Here is a 16,077-nt window from a genome sequence, read left to right on the forward strand (position 1 = left end):
CTTCAGTGAAACGGGCACCTTCGTTCCTCGACATGGGCGACGAACTCTTCGCGGAAATGCTTAAGGGCTGCCCGCAATCCCATCGCGGCGCCATCACCCAAAGCACAAAACGTATTGCCGAAAATGCCTTTGCAGAGCATGTCCAACTGCTCCAGATCGCCGGGTGCGCCATCCCCGGCCTCGATCCGGCGCAAGACCTTCACGACCCAGTTCAATCCTTCTCGGCAGGGCGTGCACTTGCCGCAGGACTCATGGTGGAAGAACTCGATGATCCGCGTAGCGACCTTGACCATGCAGGTGGAGTTGTCGATCACGATAACGCCAGCCGAACCGAGCATCGAGCCGGCGGCAGCCAGCGAGTCGAAATCCATACCCACGTCCAGCCCATGCTCCGGGATGACCGGTGCCGATACACCGCCGGGGATCACCGCTTTGATCTTGCGCCCCGGTGGAGGGCCGCCGGCGTGATCGACCAGTTCGCGCAGCGGTATGCCCATCGGCAACTCGTAGAGGCCGGGTTTGCACACCTGCCCGCTAACGCAGTAGAGCTTCGGGCCGGGGCTCTTATCCGGGCCGATGTCCCGAAACCAGTCCGGCCCCCGCACAACGATATGCGGCACGCAAGCGAGCGTCTCGACATTGTTGATGACTGTGGGGCTGGCGTAGAGCCCGGCCACGGCCGGAAAGGGCGGCTTCAATCGCGGCTGCGCCCGCTTGCCCTCGAGGGACTCGAGCATCGCGGTCTCCTCGCCACAGATATAGGCGCCGGCGCCGCAGTGGATGTGGACGGTGAAATTGAAATCCGAGCCTAGAATGCGCGATCCTAGATAACCCTTCGCGTGAGCCTCGGCGATCGCCTCCTCAAGGTGACGGATCGCCGTCACATATTCTCCGCGGATGTAAACATAGGCGATTTCGGCCCCGATCGCGTAAGCGCTTACCGCCAGCCCCTCGATGAGCTGGTGCGGATCGCGCTCCATGAGGATCCGGTCCTTGAAGGTGCCCGGCTCGCCCTCATCGGCGTTGCAGCAGAGATATTTCGGCTTGCCCGACTGCTTCGGCACGAAACTCCATTTCATGCCCGTCAGGAATCCGGCGCCGCCTCGACCGCGCAGATTGGACCGTTTGACAAGCTCGACGACCTCGTCAGGCGTGTATTCGCGCAGCACCTTGGCCAGCGCCTGGTAGCCTCCGCCGGCTTCGTAGGTTGACAGCAAATGACCGTCCGGCACGTCGATATTCTTGAGAAGAACCGGCTCGAACATGGCGCTACTCTCCGGGCGGTGTGGCGGCGAGATCGACACCTGTCGCTTGCCCCGCCTCAGTCCGCAACCTGTCAAGAAGCGCGTCGATCCTCGCGACATCAAGGGCGCCGTGGTAATCGTCGCCGACCTGCATCACCGGAGCCATCTCGCAGGCACCGAGGCACTCCACGGTCGAAAGCGTGAACAGCCTGTCCGCCGTGGTCTCGCCCTTGCTGATCCCCAGCGCCGTTTCCAGATGCTTCAGCAGATTCTCGGCTCCGCACAGCATGCAGGAAACATTGTCACAGAGCTGCAGGTGGAACGTGCCGACCGGCTCGGTATGGAAGAGTGTGTAGAAGGTCGCCAGCTCGTAAACCCAGATCCGTTCGACTCGGAGAATGTCGGCGACCTCTTCCAGCACCTGACCAGGCAGATGCCCATGCTCCCTCTGCGCGATCCGAAGTGCTGGCATGATCGCCGAGCGCTGGTCGGGATACCGCGCTGCTGCCTCTTCGATCTTTTCGCGCATGGTCATCGCGTCCAAATCTCCTGCTATTTGTCCACCTCGGCCATCACGGGGTCGAGGCTGCCGAGCACGGCGATCATGTCCGCCAGATAGCGGGCATTGGTGACCCCGAACAGCCCCTGAAGGTTGACGAACGAGGGTGCCCGCACCTTCATGCGGAACGGTTTTGGCGACCCGTCGCTGATGATGTAGAAGCCGAGCTCGCCCTTTGGCGCCTCGATCGCCGAATAGACCTCGCCCTTCGGCACCTTGAAGCCATAGGCTGAGAGGTCGAAATGCTGGATCAGCGCCTCCATCGAGCAATGCACCCGATGCTTGTCCACCGGAAAGGCGATCGTCGGCATGTCGATCTGGAACGGCCCCTCGGGCATCTGGTCGAGGCATTGCTCGATGATCCGGACGCTCTCGCGCATTTCCTCGACCCGACATTGCCAGCGCGCATAGCAGTCGCCCTCGTCGCGCGTGATGACCTTGAAGTCGAGCCGGTCATAGATCTCATAGGGCTCGTCGCGACGGATGTCCCAGTCGACGCCCGAAGCGCGCAAGTTCGGACCGCTCAGGCCAAGATCGACGGCGTCCTCGGCGGAGATCACGCCGATCCCCTGCGTGCGCTTCAGGAACACCCTGTTGTTTTCGAGCAACCGCTCATAGTCGCGGATCCGGTTCGGGAATACGTCGCAGAACTCCCTGATCTTGGGAAGGAAACCGTCAGGCAGGTCCTCGCGCACTCCGCCGACCCTGCAGAAGGACGTGTGCATGCGCGCACCGCTGATCATTTCCAACAGGTCCATGATCATTTCGCGCTCCCGCATGGCGTAGAGCAGGGCGGTCATGGCGCCGAGGTCCATCGGCAGCGCGCCAGTGATCAGGACATGGCCAGAGATCCGCGCCAGCTCGGCCATCAGCACGCGGATATATTGTGCGCGGATCGGCGCTTCTATGCCGAGGAGTTTCTCCACCGCCAGCGCGAAGGCGAGGTTGTTCGACGGTGGACAGAGGTAGTCGAGCCGGTCGGTGAGCGGAAAAATCTGGGTGTAGGTGAAGCTCTCCGCCAGTTTTTCGGTGCCGCGATGGAGGTAGCCGATGTGTGGATCCACGCGCTTGACGTACTCGCCGTCCAATTCTAGGACGAGCCGAAGAACCCCATGCGTGCTGGGGTGCTGGGGGCCGAGATTGAGAAGCACCTCCTTGGTGTCGAACGCTTCGCCTTGCGGGCTGATCAGTTCGGTGACTTCGGTCATTTTAAGTTCCCGGCGTGGAGCGGCCTCCCTTATGGAATGTTCTTGGTGGCGAGGTCGGGCTGCGTCGGCGGCGTGCCTTCGGCGCCAAACGGGTTCAGCTTGTCCTTGTAGCCACGGAGCGGAAAATCCTTGCGCTGCGGGAAGCCCTCGAACCCTTCCCACATGTAGATCCGGCGCAAATCGGGGTGGCCCTCGAACCTGATCCCGTACATGTCCCAGGCTTCGCGTTCATGCCAATTGGCGGTTCGCCAGACCCCCGTCACCGACGGGACCCGCGGCGGATCGGCGAGGCGGCATTTGATGCGAACGCGCCATTTGTTCGGTAGCGAATAGAGGTGGTACACCGTCTCGTAGCGTGGCATCTCAGGAAAATGATCGACCCCGCAGATGTCCGACAGGAAGTTGAACCGCAACGCCGGGTGTTCCTTCAGAAACCGGCAAAGCTCGACGATCATGTCAGGCGGAGCGGCGAAGGCATGTACACCATGCGCGAAGCCAAGATCGTCGATTGCCTCGCCGAAACGCTCCGTGATCGTAGTGCGGATGAGGGGCGTCTCCACACTCATGACGCTGCAACCCGATCCAGAGGAGTCCCGGCCAGTGCTCGGGATTTTTTGATCTTCTCCTGAAGTAGCAGGAATCCATGCATCAGCGCCTCGGGCCGCGGCGGGCAGCCGGGCACATGCACGTCCACCGGCACGAAGGTTTCCGCTCCCTGCACCACCGCGTAGGTGTTGTAGACCCCGCCCGAGATAGCGCAGGTGCCCATGGCGATGACCCAGCGGGGCTCCGGCATCTGGTCATAGAGGCGGCGCACCACGGGCGCGAACTTCCGCGTTACTGTGCCGGCGATGATCATCACATCGGACTGGCGGGGCGATGGCCGGAACACCACGCCGAACCGGTCGAGATCATAGCGGGCGCACCCCGCCGAGATCATCTCGATGGCGCAGCAGGCAATTCCGAAAGTTTCGGGCCACAGCGCCGAGCTTCGGCTCCAGTTGATAACGCTCTCGGCCGTGGTGAACAGCACGCTGTCGCGGATCGCGTTGTTTACGCCTCCCATTCGAGTGCTCCCTTCAGCCAGGCGTAGGCGAAGCCCACAAGAAGCAGCAATATGAAGACGAACATCTCGACAAAACCGACCAGCCCGATGTCTTTCAGGACGACGGCCCAGGGAAAGAGGAACATCGTCTCGACATCGAAGACGACCAGCAGGATCGCAAGGATAAAGAACGGCACTCTGAAGCGCCCCGCGGCGGCCTCACCCGCGGCGTCCATGCCGCACTCATAGGGCATGTTCTTTTCGGGATAGGGATTGGACGGACGCAGCAGCGAGGAGACAAAAAGCGTCGCCCCCGTCACCAGAACGACTCCGACGATCATAAAAAGAACCGGCAAGAATTCCATCGCAGCCATATCGCACTGCACCGGTTACCCACTGAGAGCTTTCCTCAGGCCGCGACCGTCCTGTTCAGGACCGTAATGCGGTCGCCCCGGGAAGCAACTTGGGCAATCCTTTCTTGAGCTTTGAGTTTATTCCGTCGGACAGATCATTGCAAATTCAATCGGTCAGCCGCCAACACGGAATGCTGGGCAAGTCTTAAAAACCATGCGGGAAAGAGGCCGATGCCGATGGTGCCGGCAGCAGTGAAGGCGAGCGTCGCGCGCACCAAGGGCGTCAGCGCCGGGTCGAACGTCCTTTCCGGCTCGCGCATGTAGATCACCATGACGATGCGGATATAAAAGTAGGCGGCAACAGCACTCAGCAGCACTGCGATCACCGCCAGCATGACGAACCCTCGCTCGACGAGCGCGACCAGCACGTAGAACTTGGCGAAGAACCCGGCCGTTGGCGGAATGCCGGCCAGCGAGAACAGATAGAGCAGCATCAGAAGTGCCAGCCCCGGATGCGACTTGGCGAGACCCGCATAGTCTTCGATAACCTCGCCGGAAAAATCGCCGTTCCGCATCAGGATGACGATGCCGAAAATGCCGAGATTCATGAGCGAGTAGATCAGCAGATAGATCATCACGCTGGCGATCCCGTCCGCCCCGCCGGCCACCACGCCGAAAAGAGCGAACCCGGCATGGGCGATGCTGGAATAGGCCAGCAGGCGCTTGAAATTATCCTGCACCAGTGCAACGAAACTCCCTAGCGCCATCGTCACCACAGCAATGACCGCGACGATGATCCAAACGTTGGAGGTTGCGACCAGAGGGTTGAGGAACACCCGCAGGATCACCGCGAACCCCGCCGCCTTGGGCCCCACGGACATGAAGGCGGTAATCGTCGTCGGCGCGCCTTCATAGACGTCCGGCACCCACATGTGGAACGGCACCGCACCGACCTTGAAGACCAGCCCCGCGACGATGAAGACCACCGCCAGCAGCAAGCCGGGGTCGCGCGGAGCGCCGGTCACGGCCGCAGCCATACCGTCCAATTGCGTCGTGCCGGTGAGCCCGTAGACCAGCGAAACGCCGTAGAGGAAAATTCCGGTCGAGACCGCACCAAGGATTACGTATTTCAGCGCCGCTTCGTTCGATCGCCGCTCGCGCCGCAGAAAGCCGGTCAGCACGTAGGTGCAAAGCACCATCAGCTCGAGGCCCACGTAGATCGACAGGAGATCGGTCGCCGAGGCCATGATCATCATTCCCGAAAGGGCGAAAAGCAGCAGGACATAGTATTCGCTGCTCCCGATCCCTTCGATTTCGGCATATTTCCGCGAAAGCAGGAATGTCAGAATGGTGGCTATGTAGAACACGAACTTGAAGAAGACCGCGAAGCGGTCGGCGATGAACATGCCAGTATAGGCCGGCCGCACTTCTCCCGCCAGCATCAGTGTCGCCAAGGCGGCAATCAGCACGACCGCGACGGAAGCCCAGACAAGGAAATACTTCTGCCCCTTGCGCAAAAACTGTCCCAGGATCAGCAGGATGCAGGCTCCAGTAATCACCACGATCTCGGGCAGGCTTGCGAGAGCCGACTGGAAAAGTGCGGCGACAATCATTGGCCGCTCCCCTTGGCATGCACCTGCACCAGCAGATGTTCCACCGAAGCGTCCATGATATTGAGAAAGGGCTTCGGATAGAGCCCGACCCACAGCACGAAGACGGCCAGCGGCAGGGTCGCTGCCAGCTCGCGGGCGTTCACGTCGCGTATCTTGAACCGGACGCCGACGCTGGCCGGACCAAGCGCGACTTTCCTATACATGCCAAGCAGATAGGCCGCGCCAAGCAACGCGCCCAAAACGGCGGCCGCGCCGATGGCCAGGTTGGCCGCAAACCCGCCCGACAGGACCAGCAATTCGCCGACGAACGAATTCGTTCCCGGCAGCGCCATCGACGACAGAGTGAACAGCGCAAGAAACGCGGTATAGACGGGTGCTGCCTTCATCAGCCCGCCATAATCAGCGATGCTGCGGGTATGGGTCCGCTCGTAAATCAAGCCGACGAACAGGAACAGGGCGCCCGTCGTCACGCCATGATTGAACATTTGCAGGATACCTCCTTGGAGTCCGCGGAGGTTCAGCGCAAAAATCCCCATGGTCACGAAGCCCATGTGGCTGATGCTGGAATAGGCCACCAGTTTCTTCAGATCGTCCTGTGCCAGCGCGAGCAACCCGCCATAGACGATCGCAAGCGCTGAAAGCGAAAGCATCAGTGTCGAATAATATACCGACGCCTCCGGCAGCATCGGCAGCGAGAACCGCAGGAACCCGTAGGCGCCCATCTTCAGGAGCACCCCTGCAAGGATGATGCTGCCTGCCGTCGGCGCCTGTACATGGGCGTCCGGCAGCCAGGTATGGACCGGCACCATCGGCACTTTGACGGCGAAGGCGATCAGGAAGGCGAAGAACAGCCAGGACTGGACCGGGAACGGCAAATCCTGCGCCGTCAGCGCGAGGATGTCGAAGGTCTCGCCGCCGTTGAAATAGAGCACGATGACACCGACCAGGAACAGGACACTGCCCGCCAGAGTGTAGAGGAAGAACTTGAACGCCGCATAGATCCGGCCGTCGCCGCCCCAGACGCCGATGATCAGGTACATCGGGATCAGCATCGCCTCCCAGAAGACGTAGAACAGGAACAGGTCGAGCGCGCAGAACACCCCCAGCATCAGCGCCTGCATGGAGAGCAGACTGACCATAAACGCCTTCACCTTGCGGTCGATCGCAACCCACGAGGCGAGCACACAGATCGAACCCAGCAACGCGGTCAGGAACACGAAGAGCGCGCTTATCCCGTCGATACCAAGCGCATAAGTGATCCCGAGCGCGGGCACCCAAGGGCGCTTCTCTGTGAACTGCATCTCGTGGGTCGTGGTGTCGAATCCGGCCAGCATGGCGATGCAGAGGGCGAGGTCGAAGATTGTGACACCCAGCGCTGTCCAGCGCACCGCATCGTCGCCGCGGAGAAAGATCAGAACCGCTGCCCCGGCGACGGGCGTGAAAATTATGAAGCTCAGAAGCGGCAATCCCATCGCGCCCCCTACCGCCATACCACGGCGAAGACCACGGCGGCTGCGATCACACCAGCGATCATCGCCAGCGCGTAATGGGTCACGACGCCGGTCTGGAGCCGCCGGAGCCGCCCGCCGCCGCGCAGGATCGAGCGGGCGACGCCGTTTACGACGGCGTCCACGCCGGTGAGATCGATCCACAGTCCCGCCCGTGCCGTCCCATGCAGGAAGGGTAGCGCGGCTGTCTCGGACACGTTGCTTACCGCCTTCTCATAGCGCGCCAGCGGTTTTTCGGCGAACCACATGAAGAGCCGCGCGCCCTTGCGGTAGAACCAGTCGGTGTCGATGCTGATCGTGTTCTCGGGCTCGAGCGCCCTGAGGAACAGCACGAATCCCAGTGCGGTGAACATCAACAAGCTGAGGCTCTCGGTGAGATGGACGCCCGTATAGGGTTCGAAGTCGACCGGATAGGGAAGGAGAGCGTAAAGCGGCTGCGGGAATACCCCGATCGCAATGCAGAGCACCGCCGCCATGCCCATCGCAACCAGCATGTTGCGCGGCGGCTCCCGCGCCTCCAGTTTCCGGTCCACGCCGAAAAACATGTAATACGGGAGCTTCAGGCCCGTGTGCAGGAATGTCCCCGACGACGCCATCGTCAACGCCACCACCACCAGCGCCCGATGATCCTGTCCGGCGGCGGCAATCACCATCGATTTGGTGACAAAGCCTGAGAAGAACGGAAACGCCGAGATGGCGAAGGCGCCGACCATATAGAGCGCCACCGTTATCGGCATGGTCCTGTAGAGCCCGCCAAGTTCGGTGAGCTTGCGGCGGCCGGTCACGTGGATCACCGCTCCTGCGCCCATGAATAGCAGTGCCTTGTAGAGGATATGCGCGAAGGCGTGGCTGGAGGCGCCGTTCACTGCCATCTCGGTGCCGATGCCTATACCCGCCACCATGTAGCCCACTTGGCTGACGATATGATAGGCGAGCAGCCGCCGGCAGTCGTTCTCCAGCACCGCGTAGATGACACCGTAAAGCGCCATTGCGGTGCCGAGCCAAACCAGAAGCTCGGTCCCCGGAAACGTCCGCGCCAGGACATAGACGGCGGTCTTCGTGGTGAAGGCGCTCATAAACACCGCCCCGGTGACAGTCGCCTCCGGGTAAGCATCAGTCAGCCAGGCGTTAAGGGGCGGCACCGCGGCGTTGAGCATGAACCCGGCAAGGATCAGGTAGGCGCCGACACCCATCCCCCCCTCGATCGGGCCGAGGAGCAGCGAACCCGTGGCGAGCCCGTGGAGAATGACGCCACCGAGCAGAACGACGCCGCCGGTGATGTGGACCATGAGATAGCGGAAACCGGCGGCAACCGCCTGCCGGCCGCCCTGGGCGAAAACCAGATAGGCAGAGGCAAACGCCATGCCTTCCCAGAACAGGTACAAGGTCAGGTAGTCGCCGGCGAAAACCACGCCAAGCGCGCTGCCGACATAGACGAACGCAGCGCCATGCTGGCCGGGGCGCGTCAGGTGCAGAGCGTAGACCGTTCCGATCAGCGCCATAATGGTGAAGACCGTTGCGAAGACGATGCTCAGCTTGTCGACCTTCGCGATGAGGATTTCCTGCCCGATGAACGATGCCGCGCCGTAGCTGCCTGACTGCATCGTGAGCACGGTGAGGATCGCAAGTATCGGGATCAGCAGCAGATAGGCCTTGCGGATCGACCCGTTCAGAAAGGGGATCGGCAGGGCACCGAGAATGAACAGCAGGGCGGGATGGACGAAGTCAGTCATAATAGTCCTCGCGCCGCATGAGCCCAGCCCGATGACCGAAGAACTTGGAAACGAAAATCAGCAGCACGCAGGATAAGAAGCCGTAGACGGCCGACCAGCCCGGCAGGCGGTCCCAGAGGTATTCGGCGTGTTCGCGCGGCACCAGGAAGTCGGCGATGACGATCAGGACGAGCACCAGATAGAAAAGCCGACGCCGTTCGGTCGCATACTTTCCGTCGCCAAAGAAATCGACCACGCGCTTTATCACCTGACAACTCCTTCCGCCAAGGCGACGAAATAGTCGGGGAAGATGCCCATCGCCACCGACAGGATGGCGGTCGCAACTAGCGGGATCGTCACCATCGGAATTTCACGGACCGTTGCCGGGCTCCCTTGCGCCTCCGTCCCGAAAAAGGCGACATAGCTGACCGGCAGGAAATAAGCGGCGTTGAGGACCGAACTCGCTAGGAGCACGATCAGGAACGCGATTTCCCCCGCCTCCACCGCGCCTCGCGCCAGATACCACTTGCTCACGAACCCCGCAGTCGGTGGCACGCCGATCATGCTGAGTGAGCCGACGAAGAACGCCCCCATCGTCCAGGGCAACCGGCGGCCGATACCAGCCATGTCGCTGATGTTGCGCTTGCCAGACGCGCAATAGATCGACCCGGCGCAGAAAAACAGTGTGATCTTTGAGAATGCATGCGCCGCGATGTGGATGATCCCGCCGACCATCGCGACCGGCGAGAGCAGAACCGCGCCCAGCACGATGTAGGAGAGCTGGCTGACCGTCGAATAGGCGAGCCGCGCCTTCAGGTCGTCCCGCGTCAGGGCGTAGACCGACGCCATCAGAATCGTGAACGAGACCAGATAGGCCGTGGCGATGCCCAGTCCTAGCCCGTCCACCAGCCCCGTGCCGAACACATGGAACACCAACCGCAGCACGCAAAACACGCCCATCTTGACCACGGCCACGGCATGCAGGAGCGCACTGACCGGTGTCGGCGCCACCATCGCGGCAGGCAGCCATGCGTGCATCGGCATCACCGCAGCCTTGGCGAAGCCGAAGAGGTAGCAGAAATAGACGACTGTCAGCAGCGCCGCCGAAGCATCGCTCCCTGCCAGCAGGCCCCCCGTGACAAAGTCGAGCGATCCCGCAATGTGGTAGGTCAGCGCCAGCGCGGCGAGAAGCACGCTCTTTGACGCTCCCATCAAATAGACCAGGTACTTGCGGCTGCCCGTCCATCCCTCTTCGTCTTCGTGGTGGTAAACGAGCGGATAGGTAACGAGGGTCAGCATCTCGTAGAAGATCACCAGCGTGAACAGATTGGCGGCGAAGGCGCCTCCGACCGCTGCCGCGAGACTGGCGGCAAAGCAGGCGAAGAACCGGGTCTGCGCATGCTCGTTCAAGTGCCGCATGTAGCCGATGGAATAGATCGCCGCGACAATCCACAGCAGCGACGAGACGGTGGCAAACACCATGCCGAGCGCATCGACCCGGAAAGCCAAGTCAATCCCCGGCAGAACCTCAAACAGGCGCAATTCGACCGTCCCGCCCGCCAGCACCGTGGGCGCCATCGAGACGACAATTGCGAACATGGCGATTGCCGCCAATGGCGAGACGATATCGCGGAGTTTCTCGCGCTTGTTCAGGAGAAGAACTGCAAGGGCCGCCAGGCCCGCGACGGCGACGGCAAGTAGCGGCCGGATCGATATCACCGGGTCCAAGCCTCTATCCTTTCATCATGGTCACGTCGTCGACCTTGAGGGTAGATTTGTTCCTCACGAGGGCGACCAGGATCCCGAGGGCGACGGCAACCTCCGCCGCGGTGATTGCGATGACGAAGATCGCGAAAATCTGACCGCGGAAATCGGCGTAGTAACGTCCGAAAGCGATGAAATTGATGTTGACCGAGTTGAGCAACAGCTCCAGCGACATCAGCACGACCAGAATGTTGCGCCTGAGCAGCACGCCCCCCGCTCCGATCACGAACAGCGCCACTCCGAGCAAAATATACCACCAGAGCGGAACCATCACCGCTGCTCCTTCTGCGCCAGCACGATGGCCCCGATCAGGGCGGCCAGCAGGATGACGGAGGCAACTTCAAACGGCAGGAGATAGTCGGCGAACAGCGTTGTGCTGAGCTGCCTGACCTGATCGCCACCGCGCACGGTGACGGGCTGCGTGAGCGAAAAGCGGCCGCTCCAGAGCACCAGCGCAACCATCTCGATCCCAAGCAGGACGAGCAACACCAGAGCCGCCATGTTGCCGCCCGGCAAGAACCGTTGCAAGACCGCTTCGCGCACATCGATCATCATGATCACGAAGACGAACAGGACCATAATCGCGCCGACATAGACAAAGATCTGGATGACCGCGAGCAGCGGCGCTTCGAGCAAGACGAAGATTGCCGATATCTGCAGGAAGCACGCCATCAACGCCAATGCGCTGTGAACCGGATTGCGCGCCATGACCAGCGTCAAGGCGGTGATCACGGACACCGTAGCGAACAGAAGAAAGAACCCCTGATCCATCGACGCCGACCCTCCGACGCGAACTGCTACCCGGCGCGAGACGGCCGGATTTGAGATTGCGCCGCAACTTCCGATGCGTTCACAAATTGTGCCCTAAAATCGGATTTTTCACAAGATTATTGTCATTGGCGGAGCAAACCAGGCCGGTCCGGATGTGGCGAAGGTCGCTTGCGAAGCGCGCGCTTTCGATAGCGCCGTACCAATTTTATTGTTCCATAGGCAAATGGCTTGAGCTGGTCGGTCCCGACGTTTTGTTACGGCGTAGTGGGAAATTTCTTCCAAATCACACCGGCTGTTCCGCCGAAGTTACAACTCTCTGTGGCTTCAGGCCCCCGCAACCAGATACACAAAGCCCGCCTCGTGCGGGCTTTCGTGTGTTTGGACACTGGGCATCGCGCGTCCACAACAACCGTCAATGCAAACGCGGTCGGCGTCGCTCGCTGAGCTGCCGTCCCCGGTTCCAGCGGGCGATGGTCTCCGGTACGACGTCCGTCTTGCGAGGGGCGGGCTCGGCGATCGAACGCAGGCGTTCGAGGGCAACACCCGCCTTGGCGGCATAATCGAGTGCGGCCGGATCGTCCGAATGCACCTCCTGGATCGCGGCGAAGACGGTCTCCGCCTCGGCCAGCCGTTTGCTGGCCGCAAGGGCGATACCGCGCTTGTAATGCGCCTGGATGAGATGCGGCCCGATCTCCCCGACCCGGCGGAAAGTCTCTGCGGCCTGCTCATATTGATGTAGCGCAAGCTGCGTGTCGCCAAGCCGTATTTGGATCGGTGTCGGATCGGGCGCTTGCTCGACGAGAGCCTTATAGGCAGCCAGTGCCTCCGTCAGCTTGCCTCGGTCAAACAGCAGATTGGCGAGGCCGAATTCCGCGCCGGTATGGCCTGGAGCCGATTGCAGGACCTGGTTGAAGGCGATCTCCGCCTTGCTCCGGGCTCCATTGCGGTACATGTCGAGCGCCTGTTCATAGACGAAACGAATGCTGCGCGGGTTGAGTACGCCATGCAGATTCTGGCCATTGCGGGTGCGGAACAGGGTGCAGCTGATCCGCCTTTCCTCCACCCCGAACATGTACTTATAGGGTTCGTTTCCGCGCAGGAAGTCATAGGTCCTGAAGCCGTGCTCAATCGCCCGCCGGATACAGTAGCCATGCAGGATGAGGCCGGGAGGCGGCGTCTTCCAGTTCTCGTCGCGGCCGGTGATATAGAAGAGGATGGCCTTCTTCTGCCGGTCGACGATATTCGCCAGCGCGCCGAGCGGCTGGTCGCCATGCCAAAATACCGGCACCTCGAGATTGCCGCAGTTGAAGCTGTCCATCAGCATCTCGCGCGTGGTGATGATCAGCCGCTCGGTCCGCTCCGCGCCTTTGCGGGCACTCCATTTGATCCGCCAGAGATTGAAGAGGATGTCCATGTCCCGATCGATGGTCTCGGGAGTTGCCATCGTGATCCGGTAAATATCGTCGCCTTCGACCTTGCGCAGGAACCGCCGGAGCTTCTGGCGCGTCTGGCTGCTCATCCGCTGCTCGAGATAGTCGTCGAAGCTTGCCGGCAGGGGGACGATGGGACAGATCGTATTGTCGATATTCTCGTTGTTCTTGGGCGAGCTGTCGCGAAACATCACCTCCGGACCTTGCAGCGCCTCGATCATCTTCTCGCGCCGGCTGGCAGGACCGCTGAAATATTCGAGTTTCAGGTCGGTCCAGTTCTGATGTTTGAGAAACGAAGCAAAACCGGCAATGGCATGATGCTCGTAATCCGGCCTGACGATGAGACCGGTATAATCGGCCGCAAAATTCCCGGCCATCATGATCTCATCGTAGAAGAGCCCGGTCTTCTCGTTCAGATGCGTGATGAGGCGCAGCGGAAAGAAGGCGACATAAGGTGCTTCGGGGTCGCGTTCGCGAAGTGCAAGGATGAACCAGCGGCGTCTGCGGGACAGATAATTCTTCAGCCAGATCCAGGAGAGGAAATGCTGCGCATCGGGATCTTCCATGAAGACCTGATCCCAGTTGTCGCGTATCGCCTCGAACCCGGCAATGGTGTCGATGATATCTATGCGCATGCCGCCCCCCAATACCCCATACGTCACTCGGGAGGTTTCATTCTAATGGGAAACACCGATCTTCAAATAAACCGTCCGGATGATTTGCAGGGCCTCAATGTGATTAGTCCTGAGCCGGCGCATAACCCAAAATCGCAATCGGTTTTTGGTGAAAATCATACACAGATTCAAAGTGATAAAGCGCAACGCATCCTGGAGGGTGCTGCGCTTCAATGTACATCGCCCGAAAGTGTGCAGCGGTTTTGAGAACATGCATACGTAAGGATTAGATCAGAGCTCGCCGGCGATCTGCGGACTCGCATGGATGAAGGCCCAGAGCGTCCGGCTGATGGCGACGATTTCGGCGATCGACTTTTCCAGAAGGTCGATCTCGCGCGCGTCCATCTGCTCGATCTTGCCGTAACGGATCTCCTTGTCGTCCTCGACGAGCCGCATCAGCTGCGTGCTCGAGATCTCTCCCTTATCGTCGAAGGAATAGATGCAGTGATTGTACTTGTTGCGTGTCTTGGATTCTTTCTTCAGCCGCGACATGGCCGAAAGGATCGCCTTGCGGTCGGAAGGAGAGGTCGAAGCGAGCTTGGAAAGCCGTTCGATGAGATCGATCCGGGCGCGCGTCGTGTTGAGCGTCAGGAACACGACGATTGCTGCTTCCTTTTCGACCCGGAGAAGATGGGCGATGATGTAGATCAGCAGGCTTTCGGTGTTCGTCCAGACATAGTTCAGGCGGCCGACCCGCAGCAGGACATCGGACATCGCCGCCATGCTTGACCCTTTCTCCCCGGAGGGGATCCATCCCTCAAGGGATGACATGTGGACATTACATCAGAACAACGGGCAAGTCCGCCATATTTGCCGGAGACCGCCCATGCCGGATCGCGGGCGATCAACGTTCCTTAAAAGCCCGCGACATGCTGTCGGTGATTGGTTTGCTCAGATATTCGAAGAAGGTGCGTTCCGACGTCTGGATCAGCACTTCGGCCGGCATGCCGGGAACGGGATGGAAATTGTGCACCCGCGCAATCTCGGAATCGGGTATTCCGACGCGGACGATATAGACGTCCTTGACTGAAGCACCCGAATTTTCCTCGATCGAATCGGCTGAGACGTAGAACACCTTGCCTTGCAGAACAGGGGTCGTGCGCCGATTGAGCGCGGTGAGGCGGATCGAGGCCGTTTCGCCCTCATGCAGCTGATCGATCGAGGTGCGCAGCACCTGCGCTTCCAGGATCAGCGGCACATGCGCCGGCAGGATCTCCATAATCGGCTTGCCTGTGGTGATGACACCGCCGGCTGTGTGAAAATAGGAGCGCACGACCGTGCCAGACACCGGCGAACGTATAGTGGTGCGTTCGAACACGCCGGCAGCCTCACGCATCTGTTCGCGCACGCTGTCCAGATCGGTTTCGGCGGTTTCGAGCGCATCGAGTGCCGCCTGCTTGTTGGAGTTGACGGCGATGACGGCTTCCTGGCGGAATTTCGCGATCTCCGCCTCGCTCTCGTTGAGCTCGCCGTTCAGTCGAGCAATGTCGCCCATCGCATCGGCGATCGCCCGTTCGATCGCCAGGAGATCCGTCTTGCGCATATAGCCGACCTTGACCAGTCGGGCCTTGGAATCGCGTTCCTCGGTCAGCAGCGACAATTGCCGTTCAAAGGATTCTCGTTGGCCCTTATAGCCGGCGAAACGGTATTCCAGCGACTTGATGTTCTTCTCGATCAGATTGAGCTGCTCCTCGAGCTTGATCTGCTTGCTGTGGAAGACGACGTTCTGGCTCTGGATGATCGCGTTGATGTCGGGGTCGCCGGCCTCTTTCGTCACGATATCGGGAAGTTGGAATTCGCGCAGGCCCTGCGCTTCGGCGCGGAGCCTTGCGACAACGGCTTCCAGGCGCAGACGGCGAAGCTGCAACATCCGCTCGTTCGAGCGGGACGCTGTCGGATCGAGGGTCAGCAGGATATCGCCTTCCTTCACCGTATCGCCCTCGCTGACGTGCATCTCCTTGATGATGCCGCCTTCCAGATGCTGGACGATCTTGTTATTGCCGGTCGCGACGAAACTTCCCTGCGCGATGACCGCCGAAGCAAGCGGTGCCGTCGCCGCCCAGAATCCGAACCCGCCAAAGGAGGTGAAGAGAACCGTCAGGCCGACGATGCTGTGCATACGGATCGAGCGCGGCACGTCGCTATACCATTCGAGCTGCACCGGACCTGATGTCTCCTGCTTTTTCCGTCCCATGT

The 16,077-nt window shown here is 60.7% G+C and carries 17 protein-coding genes; 1 reads left to right on the forward strand and 16 read right to left on the reverse strand.

Features of this window, described 5'->3' with window-relative positions; translation table 11 throughout:
* Positions 1-2 precede the first annotated feature (2 nt).
* From nuoF to ELH03_RS22030, 14 genes are all read right to left on the reverse strand, one after another.
* Entirely contained in the window at positions 3-1,265 is a 1,263-nt protein-coding gene (nuoF, locus tag ELH03_RS21965) for an NADH-quinone oxidoreductase subunit NuoF (RefSeq protein WP_128400091.1), read from the reverse strand.
* A gap of 4 nt (positions 1,266-1,269) precedes the next feature.
* Complete coding sequence (nuoE, locus tag ELH03_RS21970; RefSeq protein ID WP_128400092.1) at positions 1,270-1,779, reverse strand: NADH-quinone oxidoreductase subunit NuoE; 510 nt, start codon at positions 1,777-1,779, stop codon at positions 1,270-1,272.
* A 17-nt stretch (positions 1,780-1,796) separates the two neighbouring features.
* Positions 1,797-3,011, reverse strand: coding sequence for an NADH dehydrogenase (quinone) subunit D (gene nuoD / locus ELH03_RS21975; RefSeq protein ID WP_128400093.1), 1,215 nt, complete (start codon positions 3,009-3,011; stop codon positions 1,797-1,799).
* A 29-nt stretch (positions 3,012-3,040) separates the two neighbouring features.
* Complete coding sequence (locus tag ELH03_RS21980; protein WP_062945014.1) at positions 3,041-3,577, reverse strand: NADH-quinone oxidoreductase subunit C; 537 nt, start codon at positions 3,575-3,577, stop codon at positions 3,041-3,043.
* Positions 3,574-4,077: a NuoB/complex I 20 kDa subunit family protein gene (locus ELH03_RS21985; RefSeq protein WP_017961917.1), complete on the reverse strand. Its 504-nt coding sequence runs from the start codon at positions 4,075-4,077 to the stop codon at positions 3,574-3,576. The genes ELH03_RS21980 and ELH03_RS21985 overlap by 4 nt, the downstream gene beginning before the upstream one ends.
* Positions 4,065-4,430 (reverse strand): NADH-quinone oxidoreductase subunit A, encoded by a 366-nt coding sequence (locus ELH03_RS21990; protein WP_017961916.1) that lies wholly within the window; start codon positions 4,428-4,430, stop codon positions 4,065-4,067. The genes ELH03_RS21985 and ELH03_RS21990 overlap by 13 nt, the downstream gene beginning before the upstream one ends.
* A gap of 134 nt (positions 4,431-4,564) precedes the next feature.
* Positions 4,565-6,022: an NADH-quinone oxidoreductase subunit N gene (locus ELH03_RS21995; protein WP_128400094.1), complete on the reverse strand. Its 1,458-nt coding sequence runs from the start codon at positions 6,020-6,022 to the stop codon at positions 4,565-4,567.
* Positions 6,019-7,494 carry an NADH-quinone oxidoreductase subunit M gene (locus ELH03_RS22000; protein WP_128412371.1) on the reverse strand — a complete coding sequence of 492 codons (1,476 nt, stop codon included), beginning with the start codon at positions 7,492-7,494 and terminating at the stop codon, positions 6,019-6,021. The genes ELH03_RS21995 and ELH03_RS22000 overlap by 4 nt, the downstream gene beginning before the upstream one ends.
* A gap of 8 nt (positions 7,495-7,502) precedes the next feature.
* Entirely contained in the window at positions 7,503-9,263 is a 1,761-nt protein-coding gene (locus ELH03_RS22005) for a Na(+)/H(+) antiporter subunit D (protein ID WP_130659374.1), read from the reverse strand.
* Positions 9,256-9,510 (reverse strand): hypothetical protein, encoded by a 255-nt coding sequence (locus ELH03_RS22010; protein WP_128400096.1) that lies wholly within the window; start codon positions 9,508-9,510, stop codon positions 9,256-9,258. The genes ELH03_RS22005 and ELH03_RS22010 overlap by 8 nt, the downstream gene beginning before the upstream one ends.
* The gene (locus tag ELH03_RS22015; protein ID WP_128400097.1) at positions 9,507-10,970 is read right to left on the reverse strand and encodes a monovalent cation/H+ antiporter subunit D family protein; all 1,464 of its coding nucleotides are present in this window, start codon (positions 10,968-10,970) and stop codon (positions 9,507-9,509) included. The genes ELH03_RS22010 and ELH03_RS22015 overlap by 4 nt, the downstream gene beginning before the upstream one ends.
* A 4-nt stretch (positions 10,971-10,974) precedes the next feature.
* Positions 10,975-11,277, reverse strand: coding sequence for an NADH-quinone oxidoreductase subunit NuoK (nuoK, locus tag ELH03_RS22020; protein WP_130766731.1), 303 nt, complete (start codon positions 11,275-11,277; stop codon positions 10,975-10,977).
* Complete coding sequence (locus tag ELH03_RS22025; protein WP_017961909.1) at positions 11,277-11,777, reverse strand: NADH-quinone oxidoreductase subunit J family protein; 501 nt, start codon at positions 11,775-11,777, stop codon at positions 11,277-11,279. The genes nuoK and ELH03_RS22025 overlap by 1 nt, the downstream gene beginning before the upstream one ends.
* 412 nt (positions 11,778-12,189) lie before the next feature.
* Positions 12,190-13,842 carry a GNAT family N-acetyltransferase gene (locus ELH03_RS22030; protein WP_130766643.1) on the reverse strand — a complete coding sequence of 551 codons (1,653 nt, stop codon included), beginning with the start codon at positions 13,840-13,842 and terminating at the stop codon, positions 12,190-12,192.
* Positions 13,843-13,887: 45 nt separating this feature from the next.
* On the opposite strand from ELH03_RS22030, the gene ELH03_RS22035 reads away from it, so the two are divergent.
* Positions 13,888-14,088, forward strand: coding sequence for a hypothetical protein (locus ELH03_RS22035; RefSeq protein ID WP_128400099.1), 201 nt, complete (start codon positions 13,888-13,890; stop codon positions 14,086-14,088).
* 24 nt (positions 14,089-14,112) lie between these two features.
* On the opposite strand, the gene ELH03_RS22040 is transcribed toward ELH03_RS22035, so the two are convergent.
* Together ELH03_RS22040 and ELH03_RS22045 are read right to left on the reverse strand one after the other, a co-directional pair.
* The gene (locus ELH03_RS22040; RefSeq protein WP_018244207.1) at positions 14,113-14,604 is read right to left on the reverse strand and encodes a hypothetical protein; all 492 of its coding nucleotides are present in this window, start codon (positions 14,602-14,604) and stop codon (positions 14,113-14,115) included.
* A 121-nt stretch (positions 14,605-14,725) separates the two neighbouring features.
* Positions 14,726-16,075, reverse strand: a complete 1,350-nt coding sequence (locus ELH03_RS22045) for an HlyD family type I secretion periplasmic adaptor subunit (RefSeq protein WP_128400100.1) — start codon at positions 16,073-16,075, stop codon at positions 14,726-14,728.
* Positions 16,076-16,077: the final 2 nt, after the last annotated feature.

Source organism: Rhizobium beringeri, from assembly GCF_004306515.1.
GTDB lineage: Bacteria > Pseudomonadota > Alphaproteobacteria > Rhizobiales > Rhizobiaceae > Rhizobium > Rhizobium beringeri.

Bases quoted from the DNA above. Each gene is read 5' to 3' on its own strand.
- nuoF (WP_128400091.1), bottom strand. From the start codon at position 1,265: ATGTTCGAGCCGGTTCTTCTCAAGAATATCGACGTGCCGGACGGTCAT.
- nuoE (WP_128400092.1), bottom strand. From the start codon at position 1,779: ATGACCATGCGCGAAAAGATCGAAGAGGCAGCAGCGCGGTATCCCGAC.
- nuoD (WP_128400093.1), bottom strand. From the start codon at position 3,011: ATGACCGAAGTCACCGAACTGATCAGCCCGCAAGGCGAAGCGTTCGAC.
- ELH03_RS21980 (WP_062945014.1), bottom strand. From the start codon at position 3,577: ATGAGTGTGGAGACGCCCCTCATCCGCACTACGATCACGGAGCGTTTC.
- ELH03_RS21985 (WP_017961917.1), bottom strand. From the start codon at position 4,077: ATGGGAGGCGTAAACAACGCGATCCGCGACAGCGTGCTGTTCACCACG.
- ELH03_RS21990 (WP_017961916.1), bottom strand. From the start codon at position 4,430: ATGGCTGCGATGGAATTCTTGCCGGTTCTTTTTATGATCGTCGGAGTC.
- ELH03_RS21995 (WP_128400094.1), bottom strand. From the start codon at position 6,022: ATGATTGTCGCCGCACTTTTCCAGTCGGCTCTCGCAAGCCTGCCCGAG.
- ELH03_RS22000 (WP_128412371.1), bottom strand. From the start codon at position 7,494: ATGGGATTGCCGCTTCTGAGCTTCATAATTTTCACGCCCGTCGCCGGG.
- ELH03_RS22005 (WP_130659374.1), bottom strand. From the start codon at position 9,263: ATGACTGACTTCGTCCATCCCGCCCTGCTGTTCATTCTCGGTGCCCTG.
- nuoK (WP_130766731.1), bottom strand. From the start codon at position 11,277: ATGGTTCCGCTCTGGTGGTATATTTTGCTCGGAGTGGCGCTGTTCGTG.
- ELH03_RS22025 (WP_017961909.1), bottom strand. From the start codon at position 11,777: ATGGATCAGGGGTTCTTTCTTCTGTTCGCTACGGTGTCCGTGATCACC.
- ELH03_RS22030 (WP_130766643.1), bottom strand. From the start codon at position 13,842: ATGCGCATAGATATCATCGACACCATTGCCGGGTTCGAGGCGATACGC.
- ELH03_RS22035 (WP_128400099.1), top strand. From the start codon at position 13,888: ATGGGAAACACCGATCTTCAAATAAACCGTCCGGATGATTTGCAGGGC.
- ELH03_RS22040 (WP_018244207.1), bottom strand. From the start codon at position 14,604: ATGGCGGCGATGTCCGATGTCCTGCTGCGGGTCGGCCGCCTGAACTAT.
- ELH03_RS22045 (WP_128400100.1), bottom strand. From the start codon at position 16,075: ATGGGACGGAAAAAGCAGGAGACATCAGGTCCGGTGCAGCTCGAATGG.